Genomic DNA, 13,454 nt, shown 5'->3' on the forward strand with positions numbered 1-13,454 from the left:
TTGTCTTTTAAATTATCGGTTTGCTTGTCGACAATCTTTGTTCAAGAACAATATTTGTGCATTAATCATCCAATCGCAATAAATCGCTATTGCTACAACGACAAAGCTTATAAACACTGTTTATCAACACTTTCTATCAACAGAAAACTGCTTTTATGTCTTGCCAGTAATTACTTGTTTTTACCTTCAGCAAATAAGCTATCAAGCTTTTGCTCATAATCGTGGTAACCGAGGTAATCGTATAAATCCATACGGGTTTGCATGGTGTCGACAACCGCTTTTTGGTCGCCATCTTTTAAGATTGCGCTGTAGACATTTTCAGCGGCTTTATTCATCGCACGAAATGCACTTAACGGATACAGCACCATGGCTGCGCCCCACTGACCGAGTTGCTCTTTGTTCCATAACTCTGTTTGACCAAACTCGGTGATGTTAGCCAAAATCGGTACATCAAGTGCATCGGCAAAGGCGCGATAATGCTCTTCAGTTTTTACCGCTTCGGCAAAAATACCGTCTGCACCGGCGGCAACATAGGCTTTAGCACGGGCGATCGCCGCCTCTAAACCTTCTTGAGCAAATGAGTCGGTTCTTGCCATGATGAAAAAATCAGGATCAATACGGGCATCGACAGCCGCTTTAATGCGATCAACCATTTCTTCAGTAGACACAATCTCTTTGTTCGGGCGATGACCACAACGCTTCTGCGCAACTTGATCTTCCATGTGCACAGCTGCAGCGCCGGCTTTTTCCATATCACGAACGGTTTTAGCGATGTTAAATGCACCACCCCAACCGGTATCGATATCCACTAATAGTGGTAAGTCACAGGCTGAAGTAATACGCTGAACGTCAACAATCACATCATTGAGTGACGTCATACCTAAATCAGGTAAACCATAAGATGCGTTCGCCACACCGCCACCCGATAAATATATCGCTTGATGACCAATTTGTTTCGCCATCATTGCTGAATACGCATTAATAGTTCCAACGATTTGTAGTGGCTTGTTGTCGACTAATGCCTGACGGAATTTTTTGCCTGCGCTCATGATATCCCTCTCTCTATTTGTTATTGCTATGCGGCAGTTGTTTACGCTTAACTGCCGAAGCTTAATTAACGGTTTAATTTAGTTTCGATATTATTTTTGGAGTACATGATGTGACGACGCATTAGCATCTCTGCTAACTCTTCATCACGATTTGAAATGGCTTTAACTATATGGGTATGTTCTTCAAAGGCAGTTGTCACCCGAGGTCCTGCCATGCCTAATTGCACTCGGTACATACGAATAAGGTGATACATACCGTCTATCAGCACAGAAATGAGGTGTTTGTTTTTGCTCCCTAGAATAATGCGGTAATGAAAATCCACATCACCTGCTTCTTGATAATAAGACTCGCCAGATTTCACTTCATTAGAGTGTTTGCTCAGAAGCGTTAATAAATCTGCAATCTCTTCATCAGTCATGTTTTTAGCGGCAAGCCTAGCCGCCATGCCTTCAAGGGATTCGCGCACTTGATACAACTCTATGAGCCCTTCAGGCGTTAATGCCACCACTCGGGCACCTATATTGGCTTTACGTTCAACCAAATGGCATGACTCTAAACGGTTTATTGCCTCGCGGATAACTGCGCGGCTAACGGCGTACTTTGTCGACAGTTCTGTTTCACTCAGTTTTGAGCCTGCCGTAATATCGCCTTCAACGATGTCCTTTCTTAACTCAAAAAAGGTTTTATCGGCTGCTGTAATGGGCTGTTCAGTAAAAAATGTCATTTAAAGTAGGCTGTCTGACCAAAGAATAATTGTCGACAATATAAGCCAATAATAACAAGTGGTCAACATAAACAAGCTAGATTGTCGACAAAAGTATAAAACGCCAGTGATAAATCAACGCTGCTAAGTTGTGGCTAAAGCATAAGCAGGGCAAAGTATGTTTACCGATATAAGCTCGCGATATGACTCAGAGAAATAACACAGAGAACTAACACAGAGAACTAACACAGAAAACACCCATGCTCGGTTAACGCCTCCCTTATTTATAAATAGACAGATAGATAGATAGACAGATAAATGGATAAATGGATAAATCGTGACGGAGCGGATGAATAAACTCACCCATAAGCCCCATACATTGGGCAATGAATAAATGTATAACAGCCAAGCAAGCTTAGGGAGTACACCTAAGCCGTTTTAAATATCCCAAGTAAATAATATGGCTATGGCACAACTTTATTGCCCATAAAACGCGCAATTAAGCGGTGTTCATGACTATTTGTTGCTTTGTTCACCATTTACTCAGCCCTGCTCTTGCCTAGTGGCTTGTCAGTTCATTATCATAAGTTAATTTAATGCACATTCAGTGATATCCATCAGCAATTTTGCGGAGCAACAATGACAACTATCAACTTACTTTTAATCTGTGGCGGCGGCAGTGCAGAGCATGATGTGTCTTTGTTATCAGCTGATTTTTTTGAATCATCTCTCGCAAATAGTAACGAGATTAATTTACTGCGAGTTGAACTTGATAAAAATGGCCATTATCACGATCAAGATGGTAATGTTTGTGAGCTAACCAATAAGCGCGAAATTCGTTTTGAAGATCAGCAAAAAGCACCTTGGCCTGTAGACTATGTCATTCCTTGTATTCATGGATTTCCCGGTGAGACCGGTGACATTCAATCTTATTTCAATTTAATCCAATTGCCTTACTTTGGTTGTGAGTCAGAAGCCTCAAGAAACTGTTTTAACAAAATCACCGCCAAAATGTGGTTTAGCGCCTTAGGCATCCCTAATACGCCTTATATTTTTCTTAATGAACTAAATGATGACGCTATACAACAAACGGCAGCAGCCTTATCAGAATGGGGCTCAGTATTTGTTAAAGCCGCCTCTCAAGGTTCATCAGTGGGCTGCTATAAAGTTGATGACGCAACGCAAATACAACAAGTATTAACTGATGCCTTCAGTTTTGCGCCTTCTGTGGTGGTTGAAAAGACCATTATCGCCCGAGAGTTAGAAGTCGCAGTTTATCAATATCAAGGTGAAGTAATAGCAACACTGCCAGGTGAGATCATTTGTGCCAGTAACACTTTTTATACTTTTGAAGAAAAATATAATGCTTCAAGTAAGGCGACCACCAATGTAGTCGCAAAGAATTTATCTGAGGATGTGATTGAAGCGATTCGCGGGTATGCGATAAAAGCATTTAAAGGGATGAAGTTACGTCACTTATCAAGAATTGATTTCTTTTTAACCGAAGAGAATGAAATTTTATTAAACGAGATTAATACCTTCCCTGGCTCTACACCAATTTCCATGTTTCCAAAAATGCTACAAAACCACGGCGAAAACTTTTCTGATTACTTGGTTGAAAACATCAAAAGCCAATTATAAATCTAAACACATATACCCACTTGATACGACGATTAACGACAAAATAGCTATCGCGTCATATTGATTGAAACAATATTGGAATATGTTTGCTGATGGCCAGCATCTTCCAATTGTTTGCGCCAAGGGTTATCTTGAACCCTGACCATATAGAAACGCTCACGGTAGGTATCAGTGACGAATGCAATCCCATGTTGCATTAATTCATAATGAATATCATGTACAAATACCAAAGAAAAATTCTGCCTGCCTGTTAACTGATTAATGTCTCCTCGCGTTAAGCTTACTCCATTCTCTAATTGTTCAAATTGAATCATTAGCCAATTCGCAAAATCTTTTGAACTCACCATTTGATTGCCCTCGTATTTAAATCAAAAAAACTACAACTAAATCTAACTAATAGTTTAGTGCACTTTACGATTTTCAGCACAATAGTTTAACAAACTCATCTGACCAAACATTATTCATCAAATGAAAAAAACGGTAGTTTAACCCCAAGAAATTACATACTACCCATTGAAATATAGAGAATTAGAATAAAACAAACACAGTCAAATAAAAACATATTAAGATGTCAACTTTTTAACCAGTGTCAACAAAATGACTTACAACTTGATTTTATCCGTTTACTAGAACAGTATTGCAACATTTACCTAACAGCTTAATGTTATATATAGTATTACTTCTATGTTGTTGTTTCTCATAACTTAATCGGAAAGGAATAATGTCAAAAATTGTTTTATGCATAGTCAGTTTTATGCTCATATCTGGCTGTAGTCAAACTCCTCATTTCAATGATTCAAACCTTAAGTCACCTGTAGAGTTTGAACATTCTCAACTAAAAGTGTCCAATTTGAGTTGACCAGTACAAGGTGTTCTGGTCGAACGCCACTTGAAACATTATTGGATGGGAAACAGATTTGGGCAGATAAAAATCTAGCTCAAATCTAAGCTGACAGACACCATAAAAAATGGGTAACTGTCAGATCAAGTCTGAGCTACTACAGAAAAATAATATTTAATTTAATCGTGCTCTAACCGCTTATGTACATGGATGTACTGTAAGCTTTGTTTAGTTACTTCAATAAGCCATTTTCGTTACTTCAAATTTAACTTCTCAATGATTATTCCCAGCTATAAACTTCAAATATTTTACAAGCCAGCCACAAAGAATACCTGCTCTGACATAGGCCTCAAATAGTATTAAAAGCAAACCCAAAAAAGGCCAGCTTTCGCTGACCTTATTTATTGCTATTGGTTTTTACTAAAAGCCTTCCACACCAGCCATATCAGGTAATTGATGGGCTATCCCTTTATGACAGTCGATACAGGTTTTATCACCGCTCGCTAATGAGGTTGAGTGCATTTGCGAAGCGCGAGTCGATTGACGCGTAAAGTCCATATAATCGAAATTATGGCAGTTACGGCATTCTAATGAGTCATTAGCTTTAAGGCGTGCCCACTCATGCTCTGCCAACTCACGGCGTTTACCTTCAAACTTTTCACGAGTATTGATGGTGCCAAATACCTTGCCCCAAACTTCTTTCGAAGCCTGCATTTTACGAGCAATTTTATTGGTCCATTCATGTGGTACATGGCAATCTGAACACGTTGCGCGCACACCACTTCGGTTAGTAAAGTGAATGGTGCTTTGCAGCTCTTGATAAACATTACTTTCCATTTCATGGCAACTGGTACAGAACTCCTCGGTGCTTGCTAATTCAAGAGCGGTATTAAACCCACCCCAAAAAATCACCCCTGCTACAAAGCCACCTAATGTCAAAAAACCCAAGCTGTAATGAACACTTGGCCTGTTTACTACCTGCCAAACTAACTTCAATTTTTCTAGTATTTTTGCAATCATAAATGCTCCTAATGCTCAGTCGTTGAAGATTTTTTCATGAGTTCTTTAACATCCACAAAATCATTTTCAACCAATAACTTGGCATCTAACTGAGATACATGGCATTGAGTACAGTAATAACGACGTGGCGACAACGATGCCAAGAAATTATTATCTCTGTCCATATAATGCGTCACACTTACCATAGGAGCTTGAGAATGCCCAGTGCTACTACGCGCATGACATTGCATACATTTATTCACTTTCAAATCAATTTGATAACCATCAATTTTATGAGGAATAATTGGCGGCTGCATCGGGTAATTACGCACTTGCTTAACATCTGAATTAATCACTTTCTGCATAACAGGCGGTGTTGGTTCAACGTTTAATGGTGCAAGGCGTAATGTAGCAACTTTCTCATCAGGCACAGTTGCTGCCGTCAAACCAAAAGAGAATCCAACTAACGCAATGATTGACAATATTTTACGTGCTTTCATGGTGTCTCTCCTTAGGCTTTAACGATTTTAACCGCGCACTTTTTAAAGTCTGTTTGTTTTGACAATGGATCTGTCGCATCTAACGTGACTTTGTTAATGAGCTGGCTAGCATCAAACCAAGGAACAAATACCAAGCCAACAGGCGGCTTATTACGACCTCGGGTTTCTATACGGGTTTTAATTTCACCACGACGAGAAATAACCTTCACTTCATCACCACGACGTAAACCACGTTTTTTAGCATCATCTGGATGCATAAAACACACTGCATCAGGGAAGGCTTTATAAAGCTCTGGCACACGCTGGGTCATTGACCCCGAATGCCAATGTTCTAGTACGCGACCGGTTGATAACCAAATATCGTATTCTTCATCTGGCATCTCTGGCGCTGGTTCATAAGGCAGTGCAAAAATAACCGCTTTACCATCTGGCTTACCATAGAACTCAAAACCTTTACCGGCTTTAACATAAGGGTCAGACCCTTCACGGAAACGCCATTTGGTTTCTTTACCGTCAACAACAGGCCAACGTAAACCGTGCTCTTCATGGTAACGGTCAAAGTCAGCTAAATCATGACCATGTCCACGACCAAAGGTTGCATATTCTTCAAATAAGCCTTTTTGAACGTAAAAACCAAAATGTTTAGCTTCATCATTCAAGAACTTAGGATCAGCATCACTTAATGGGAACTTCTCAACATTACCGTTTTGGTAAAGTACTTCGAATAACGTTTTACCTTTAAACTTAGGATTGGCATCTAAAACATCTTGCGGCCAAACTTCATCAGTGGTGAAACGTTTTGAGAATTCCATCAACTGCCATAAGTCAGACATTGACTCGCCTGGCGCTTTAACCATTTGATGCCAGAATTGAGTACGACGCTCTGCATTACCATAAGCCCCTTCTTTCTCAACCCACATTGCGGTAGGTAAAATCAAATCAGCTGCTTGTGTTGTTACCGTTGGATAAGCATCAGAAACAACAATGAAGTTTTCTGGATTACGGTAACCCGGTAATCCTTCTTCGTTCATGTTAGCCGCAGCTTGCATGTTGTTGTTCACTTGAACCCAATAACAATTTAAATCACCATCTTTAAGACGGCGATTTTGTTCAACGGCATGGTAGCCAGGCTTTGGTGGGATTATGCCACTTGGAATATTCCAAATTTCTTCAGCATGTTTACGATGCTCAGGGTTAGTAACCACCATATCAGCAGGTAAACGATGCGAGAATGTACCGACTTCACGCGCGGTACCACAAGCTGATGGTTGACCCGTTAATGAGAATGGGCTGTTGCCAGGAGTAGAAATTTTACCGACTAGCAAGTGAATGTTATAAATAAGGTTATTACACCACACACCACGAGTATGTTGGTTGAAACCCATAGTCCAGAAAGAGGTGACTTTCTTTTTAGGGTCAGCGTACAACTCTGCAAGTTCAATCAACTTGTGCTCAGGTACACCAGAAAGCTCGCTTACTGATTTAACATCGTAGTCAGCTACAAACGCCTTAAACTGCTCAAAATCGATTGGGGTTGAATCACCCGCAGTCTCAACGTTCTTGGCTTTTTTCTGTAATGGATGAGTGGCTCGTAAACCATAACCAATATCCGTTTCACCTTTACGGAAATTAACATGCTTAGCGACAAAATCTTTGTCTACTTTATCGTTTTGAATAATGTAATTGGCGATAAAGTTAAGCATGGCTAAATCGGTTTGCGGCGTAAATACTATGCCTAAATCCGCCAAATCAAATGAACGATGTTGGAACGTCGATAACACAGCAACTTTCACATGTGGTGCACTTAAACGGCGGTCAGTCACGCGAGTCCAAAGGATCGGGTGCATTTCTGCCATATTAGAGCCCCATAATACGAAAGCATCCGCCGCTTCCATATCATCATAACAACCCATGGGTTCATCAATACCAAAGGTACGCATGAATCCACCAACAGCAGAAGCCATACAATGACGTGCATTGGGATCAATATTGTTAGAACCAAAGCCTGCTTTCATTAATTTAACCGCTGCATAGCCTTCCCACACAGTCCATTGGCCAGAACCAAACATGCCGACTGCAGTAGGCCCTTTAGCTTTAATGGTTTTTTTCCATTTTTCAGCCATGGTATCAAACGCAGTATCCCAACTAATGGGGCTGAACTCGCCATTCTTATCATATTTTCCGTCGGTCATTCTTAACATTGGAGTTTGAAGGCGATCGCGACCGTACATAATTTTTGATAAGAAGTAGCCTTTAATACAGTTAAGGCCTTTGTTGACTTCACTTTTTGCGTCACCATGGGTTGCAACCACTTTACCGTCACGCGTCGCAACGATAACGGAACAACCTGTACCACAAAAACGACATGGTGCTTTGTTCCACTCTAATTTGGTCTGCTCAGAGCTAGTAATTAAGTTACTTGCTGATGCCGGTAAAGCCATGCCTGCCACGCTGGCAGCTGCCATAGCAGCATTAGCCTTCATAAACTCACGTCTGTTCATACTCATTCTTCACCCTCTTCTAGCTCTTCGCTTTGGTGATAAACCATAGTGGCAGTAAGCACACCAGGTATTGCGTTAATAGTTGAAATGTCATCCATTAAGGAACGCTGGCTTGGTCCTTCAATCACTACGACTATCTTCATCTCGTTGTTAACTGATAAATCTGCATTGTCCATGGCCATAATTTGTTGGCGAACTTCAGCCATTTGCTCTGGTTTTACTTGCACTATCAGGCTAGTTACGTGGATTTCTTTTTTGCTCATCAAGATTACTTCTCTATTAATTTTTGTTTTAATTTCTATGATTATCCAGCGCCAGGAGGGCCAGAAAGAATTTGACTAAACCAAATGGTGAACCCTAATGCACTAACGAGTATCGCTGACAAAATGGGTGCTAAGAAAACCGTTAAAAATATAAAAATTTTAAGTTCTAGGCTTTTCTCAGTTTTAGAATCTATATTCATGGAGCCTCCGGCAGAGGTTTCTAAGGAAAGGGATGTAGCATAATTGTTACTGATTGATATTCGTGTGAATTCTATCTTTTATCAATGACTAAACTATATACTCACAAATTGGTAAAACGAATAAATGTTGATCTAGATCATAAAAAAACCAACAATTATTACAACTAGAAATGGCATATGAACAATAAAGCGCTTCAATAGTAAATCCAGCCAAAAATAAAAATCTCAATCATGTTAATTGATTCGATTTAAACCAGAACCACTGGAGAGAAATACTCATGCATAAGTATATATAGTCTCTAACACAAAAGTTATCAACTTGTTAATCGTTAATCAAACACTTACAGAACATTCTAGTGATTTCAAACAGGCTTAGCCGATAACCATGCGAGTTACCTCGATCACTTCTCCACCTTTAAATTATCCTCAAATAAAAAAGCACAACTGAATTGTTATTCAATTGTGCTTTTTAAAGAAATATAGATGTGTCACTACACGGTTAAATACTTATAACTTATAGCGTAAGACCTTCAAGGATTTTTGCTCATCAATATCAGTAAACTCGGGGGGATTATCAATACGCTCAACAAAGGTTAAGCTTTCTGCAGTTTCTTCAACTTGCTTCATTAAAAAATCACAGCCAAGCTCAGGCGCATTTAAACACAACAACACTTCACCGTTATCAGCCAGTAACTCTGGTAAACGTCTCAGCAGCCTTACATAATCTTTGGTGGCAACAAAACTTCCTTTTTGATTACTTGGTGGATCGGCAACAATTAAGTCATAAGGCCCAAGTTTGGTTAGTTTGCCCCATGATCTAAAGATGTCATGACCGAGAAAGCGTGCGCCTGAAGCAAAATCATTGAGCAAATGGTTTTGTTTGCCTATGGCTAATGCGCCCTTGCTCATATCCATATTAACCACTTCAGTCGCTTCGCCCTGTAAAGCGACAACAGAAAAGGCGCAGGTATAAGCAAATAGGTTAAGCACTTTTTTATCCTTTGCGTGTGCTTTAACCCACTTTCGACCATTGGCCATATCAAGGAAAATACCGTGATTTTGCCCGCGTAACAGGTGGACTAAAAAATGGGCGCCATTTTCTGTCACTATGTGTTTTTCAGGTACTTCACCGGCAACAACATCGGTTATAGTTTGCCCTGCATTACGGTACTGAAATACTAAATTAAACGGTTTATCGCCATGACACTGCTGCCAAACTGCTTCTATATCAGCAACCATTGACTGTCTTTCTGATTCTGGCAGCTCTTTAAAGCTGGTAAGCAGTAACACAGGGTTAAACCAGTCTAAGCAAATATGCTCATAACCGCTAAAGAGCCCCCCGCGACCATGAAATAAGCGACAAAGGTCATCACCTAATTGTGCTTGGGCTAATGCGTTAACCGCAGGAAAATTTGAATCATTTGAATTCATTTATAACGCTCATTTATGTAAATTAAACATGACCATTTTCGGACTTTTCAGATGGGGTTTCATCTGTTGTTTGTTCGGCTTCTTCTACTCGGGCAACTAATTCCCCATTTTTGTCATCTTCATCATGGATTTCATCAGATAACAAGATAGCCAACCACTTACCACTGTCACTGGACTCTAATGCAATTTTGACAATCATAGTCAGTGGTACAGATAACAGCATCCCTACTGAGCCAAGTAACCAGCCCCAAAAAATTAATGACAAGAACACCACTAAGGTTGATAAGCCTAAACCGCGGCCCATAAATTTAGGTTCAACCACATTACCCATGACAGTATTTGTGCCTAAAAATAATAAAGCCGTAACACCTGCAGCCCCGGGCCCCATTTGAATGAATGCCAATAGTACCGCTGGAATAGCAGCAATTATAGAACCAATGTTGGGAATATAGTTAAACAGGAAGGCTAACACTGCCCACAATAATGCGTAGTCAACCCCAATAATACTCAAGCCAATACCGACAATAATACCGGTGCCAATACTGACGAGGGTTTTTATCACCATATATTGATTAACTGAATGCAAAAATTTATCAATTTGCTTCAAGCGCATGTCTGGATCGTCTAAGGCAAAATGAAACTTTTTCGGTAATGATTGGGCTTCAAACAACATAAAGATAATGGTCAAGATGATTAGAAACAGATTTGCCATCACATTACCAAGGCCTGACAACATATTAGTGGTCATGCTTAAGGCCATACCGGGGTCAAAGTATTCTAAGGCTTTTTCTTTAGAGATATTAATATTTAACGCGGTTAGCTTTTCTAATATCCATGAAAACTGCTCAATTAATTGTTGGCGGTAAACCGGTATTTGTTTAGAAAACTCATTAATAGAGCTGCCCACTAAACTCGCCAGCCATAAGCCCATTAGCACGATCAATAGCATCAACAGTATAATTGATAGCCATTTAGGTACCCTAAAACGGCTCATAAATACAATGGCGGGATTACAAACAACCGCTAAAAATGCAGATAATACAAACGGGACCACAATTGGACTTGCTGTTTTGATACCGGCAAGGATCACCACTAAGCAAGCCATGATGGCAAAACCACGTAACGCAATCGAGGAAGAGTTACCTCCATTCATAATGAAAACCTTTTTATACTTAAACGTGAATTAAACTAAGATTTGTTAAGTTGAAACTATATGCGTAATTAATTGAAAAAACAAAACAACTAACTGCAAAGTTATTGATTATACCTGTTATATTTTGTGTATAAATGTTTAAAGCGCCCCAAGGGTGAATTAAGCGAGTAAAATTAATTAATTTGAAACTAAAGCAAGTCACTAAACACTGATCGAAACGCTAAGCTAGCACGTATTATTACTTATGTTGGCAAAATGAATGGTGAGACTTTATGAAGATTTTAATAACTGGGGCAACAGGATTTGTTGGCCAACAATTAGTACATTTACTGCAAGAAGAACATAAGCTTACTATTGTTAGCCGTAATATTGAGCATGCTGAAGCCGTGCTGGGTAATAAACATCAGTACTTATCAGGCCTTGATACCTTAGACAATCTCAATGAATTTGATAGCGTGATAAATCTAGCTGGAGAGCCCATTGTCGGCAAACGCTGGAGCCAACAACAAAAGCAACGTATTTGCGACAGTCGCTGGAATATAACCGCCAGACTGGCCCAGCTGATCCAACAAAGCACCACCCCACCAGCAAGTTTTATTAGCGCCTCTGCCATCGGCTTTTATGGTCGCCAAGGCCAAGAGCCTGTTGATGAGCATAGTCAAGCCCATGATGAGTTTAGCCATCAGGTTTGTAGTGAGTGGGAACACTTAGCCTTAAAAGCTCAGTCAGAAAACACCCGAGTCTGTGTGCTCAGAATTGGCATTGTATTAGGTAAAAATGGCGGTGCATTAGCAAAAATGTTGCCACCGTTTAAATTAGGCTTGGGCGGCCCGATTGGTAAAGGCACCCATGGGGTTAGCTGGATCCACATTGATGACCTAACCCATCTGATTGAACACTTAATTAACTCTAACGATGCTAAGGGTATTTTCAATGCTACCGCACCGAATCCTGTTAATCACAAGCAATTTGCTCAATCATTAGGCTTTACCTTAAAGCGCCCAGCTAAAATCCCGACACCTGTATTAGCATTACGGTTAGCCATGGGCGAAATGGCAGACTTAATTGTTGAAGGGCAATTTGTATTGCCCAAACGTACATTGGCGTCAGGCTTTAACTTTAAATATACCCATATTGACCCAGCGTTAGATTCAATTTTTAATGCCTAATCACTTGGATATGTGCAGTTCTGATTATTGTGGTCTTCAAGAACACTATTTACTGTTAACCAGCTCAGTGGTTTTATCCATAAACCACTGGTAACGTTTTGGTAAAGGTCGATGTTTTTTATAAATCATGTACAAGGGCTCTTTTACCTGCTTATCAAGTTTAGCAATCGATATTGCCGCTACATCACTAAAGCTTTTTACTGCAAACTCAGGTAACACAGTAAAACCTAGGCCTTTTGAAACTGGCAACAAAATTTGGTTAAGTTGATTAACATAACTGACAACCCGAACCTCTATTGCTTGTTTATCTTTATAGTTATTAGCCACCACTTGCTGCCAATTATGCATCGCATCTGGGTGAGCAACCATGCCCAACGCCATTAACTCATCATAATTTATTACCGTTTTTGATTCACTTTTCGGCACCACAAGACAAAGGTGCTCATAGCCTATGGCTAACACTTCAAGTTCAGGGTCGGAAACAAGCTGGGTCACAATGCCAATATCAATATCGTTATTGGATAATAACTCTATTATCCTTCTATTGGGTCCAGCTTCGATTGAAACATTCAGCTGCTGATGTTTGATTTGATAATCAATAAAGTGCGGATATAACAATGAGGCTAATGAACCTGAACAAGCAAAGCGGCACTCACCCACATGTTCTGAATCAAGCTGTAAATCGGTTAATAATTGCTGCTGTTCCTTAACTAGAGATTGGCCATATTGCTGTAACTGCATACCGGCCGACGTTAATTCAAAGCGCTTACCAAAGCGTTCGATTAACTTTACGTTCAACTGCTTTTCTAATTTCTGCACATGCTGACTCACACCCGGTTGAGTCATAAACAACTGCTCAGCAGTTTGAGTAAAGTGGCCTACTTCAGCCAATTTTAAGAAGGTCGTTAACCATTTTTGATTAATCATCAAAGTTACCTTTGTTATTCAAGCTGCAAGTGCAGATGGCACGCTCTGCTAATCTTTAGTTTTGATAGCATAGCAA

13 protein-coding genes are annotated in these 13,454 nt (G+C 40.0%); 2 read left to right on the plus strand and 11 right to left on the minus strand.

The genetic code is table 11. The features are described 5' to 3' along the window. Window positions 1–170: 170 nt before the first annotated feature. Both prpB and AB4160_RS00785 read right to left on the minus strand, forming a co-directional pair. Window positions 171–1,049, minus strand: coding sequence for a methylisocitrate lyase (gene prpB, locus AB4160_RS00780; protein WP_076536891.1), 879 nt, complete (start codon window positions 1,047–1,049; stop codon window positions 171–173). A 65-nt stretch (window positions 1,050–1,114) separates the two neighbouring features. Beyond that, complete coding sequence (locus AB4160_RS00785) at window positions 1,115–1,774, minus strand: GntR family transcriptional regulator (protein ID WP_102440556.1); 660 nt, start codon at window positions 1,772–1,774, stop codon at window positions 1,115–1,117. Between the two features lie 618 nt (window positions 1,775–2,392). On the opposite strand from AB4160_RS00785, the gene AB4160_RS00790 reads away from it, so the two are divergent. After that, window positions 2,393–3,394, plus strand: a complete 1,002-nt coding sequence (locus AB4160_RS00790; protein WP_372003237.1) for a D-alanine--D-alanine ligase — start codon at window positions 2,393–2,395, stop codon at window positions 3,392–3,394. Between the two features lie 47 nt (window positions 3,395–3,441). Here the strand turns inward: AB4160_RS00790 and AB4160_RS00795 are convergent, their stop codons facing one another. From AB4160_RS00795 to AB4160_RS00830, 8 genes are all read right to left on the minus strand, one after another. After that, a complete protein-coding gene (locus tag AB4160_RS00795) occupies window positions 3,442–3,741 on the minus strand; it encodes a hypothetical protein (protein ID WP_102440554.1) in 300 nt (99 codons plus the stop codon). Between the two features lie 914 nt (window positions 3,742–4,655). After that, complete coding sequence (locus AB4160_RS00800; protein ID WP_102440577.1) at window positions 4,656–5,243, minus strand: cytochrome c3 family protein; 588 nt, start codon at window positions 5,241–5,243, stop codon at window positions 4,656–4,658. A gap of 20 nt (window positions 5,244–5,263) precedes the next feature. Then, a complete protein-coding gene (locus tag AB4160_RS00805; RefSeq protein WP_102440552.1) occupies window positions 5,264–5,734 on the minus strand; it encodes a nitrate reductase cytochrome c-type subunit in 471 nt (156 codons plus the stop codon). A gap of 11 nt (window positions 5,735–5,745) precedes the next feature. Beyond that, window positions 5,746–8,235, minus strand: coding sequence for a nitrate reductase catalytic subunit NapA (gene napA / locus AB4160_RS00810; RefSeq protein WP_102440576.1), 2,490 nt, complete (start codon window positions 8,233–8,235; stop codon window positions 5,746–5,748). A gap of 2 nt (window positions 8,236–8,237) precedes the next feature. After that, entirely contained in the window at window positions 8,238–8,498 is a 261-nt protein-coding gene (locus tag AB4160_RS00815; RefSeq protein ID WP_102440551.1) for a chaperone NapD, read from the minus strand. Window positions 8,499–8,539: 41 nt separating this feature from the next. Beyond that, window positions 8,540–8,698: a periplasmic nitrate reductase, NapE protein gene (locus tag AB4160_RS00820; protein ID WP_102440550.1), complete on the minus strand. Its 159-nt coding sequence runs from the start codon at window positions 8,696–8,698 to the stop codon at window positions 8,540–8,542. Window positions 8,699–9,205: 507 nt separating this feature from the next. Next, window positions 9,206–10,129 (minus strand): class I SAM-dependent methyltransferase, encoded by a 924-nt coding sequence (locus AB4160_RS00825; RefSeq protein WP_102440549.1) that lies wholly within the window; start codon window positions 10,127–10,129, stop codon window positions 9,206–9,208. Between the two features lie 22 nt (window positions 10,130–10,151). After that, entirely contained in the window at window positions 10,152–11,282 is a 1,131-nt protein-coding gene (locus tag AB4160_RS00830) for an AI-2E family transporter (RefSeq protein WP_102440548.1), read from the minus strand. Window positions 11,283–11,554: 272 nt separating this feature from the next. On the opposite strand from AB4160_RS00830, the gene AB4160_RS00835 reads away from it, so the two are divergent. Further along, the gene (locus tag AB4160_RS00835; RefSeq protein ID WP_372003240.1) at window positions 11,555–12,451 is read left to right on the plus strand and encodes a TIGR01777 family oxidoreductase; all 897 of its coding nucleotides are present in this window, start codon (window positions 11,555–11,557) and stop codon (window positions 12,449–12,451) included. Between the two features lie 45 nt (window positions 12,452–12,496). Here the strand turns inward: AB4160_RS00835 and AB4160_RS00840 are convergent, their stop codons facing one another. Next, window positions 12,497–13,378, minus strand: coding sequence for a LysR family transcriptional regulator (locus AB4160_RS00840; RefSeq protein ID WP_102476339.1), 882 nt, complete (start codon window positions 13,376–13,378; stop codon window positions 12,497–12,499). Window positions 13,379–13,454 lie beyond the last annotated feature (76 nt).

The organism is Shewanella sp. 10N.286.51.B8 (genome assembly GCF_041469325.1).
Taxonomy (GTDB): domain Bacteria; phylum Pseudomonadota; class Gammaproteobacteria; order Enterobacterales; family Shewanellaceae; genus Shewanella.

Excerpts from the sequence above, each read along its gene's own strand:
- AB4160_RS00785 (WP_102440556.1), bottom strand. The coding sequence starts at position 1,774 with ATGACATTTTTTACTGAACAGCCCATTACAGCAGCCGATAAAACCTTT.
- AB4160_RS00830 (WP_102440548.1), bottom strand. The coding sequence starts at position 11,282 with ATGAATGGAGGTAACTCTTCCTCGATTGCGTTACGTGGTTTTGCCATC.
- AB4160_RS00835 (WP_372003240.1), top strand. The coding sequence starts at position 11,555 with ATGAAGATTTTAATAACTGGGGCAACAGGATTTGTTGGCCAACAATTA.
- AB4160_RS00840 (WP_102476339.1), bottom strand. The coding sequence starts at position 13,378 with ATGATTAATCAAAAATGGTTAACGACCTTCTTAAAATTGGCTGAAGTA.
- AB4160_RS00795 (WP_102440554.1), bottom strand. The coding sequence starts at position 3,741 with ATGGTGAGTTCAAAAGATTTTGCGAATTGGCTAATGATTCAATTTGAA.
- AB4160_RS00825 (WP_102440549.1), bottom strand. The coding sequence starts at position 10,129 with ATGAATTCAAATGATTCAAATTTTCCTGCGGTTAACGCATTAGCCCAA.
- AB4160_RS00820 (WP_102440550.1), bottom strand. The coding sequence starts at position 8,698 with ATGAATATAGATTCTAAAACTGAGAAAAGCCTAGAACTTAAAATTTTT.
- AB4160_RS00790 (WP_372003237.1), top strand. The coding sequence starts at position 2,393 with ATGACAACTATCAACTTACTTTTAATCTGTGGCGGCGGCAGTGCAGAG.
- napA (WP_102440576.1), bottom strand. The coding sequence starts at position 8,235 with ATGAACAGACGTGAGTTTATGAAGGCTAATGCTGCTATGGCAGCTGCC.
- AB4160_RS00815 (WP_102440551.1), bottom strand. The coding sequence starts at position 8,498 with ATGAGCAAAAAAGAAATCCACGTAACTAGCCTGATAGTGCAAGTAAAA.
- AB4160_RS00805 (WP_102440552.1), bottom strand. The coding sequence starts at position 5,734 with ATGAAAGCACGTAAAATATTGTCAATCATTGCGTTAGTTGGATTCTCT.
- prpB (WP_076536891.1), bottom strand. The coding sequence starts at position 1,049 with ATGAGCGCAGGCAAAAAATTCCGTCAGGCATTAGTCGACAACAAGCCA.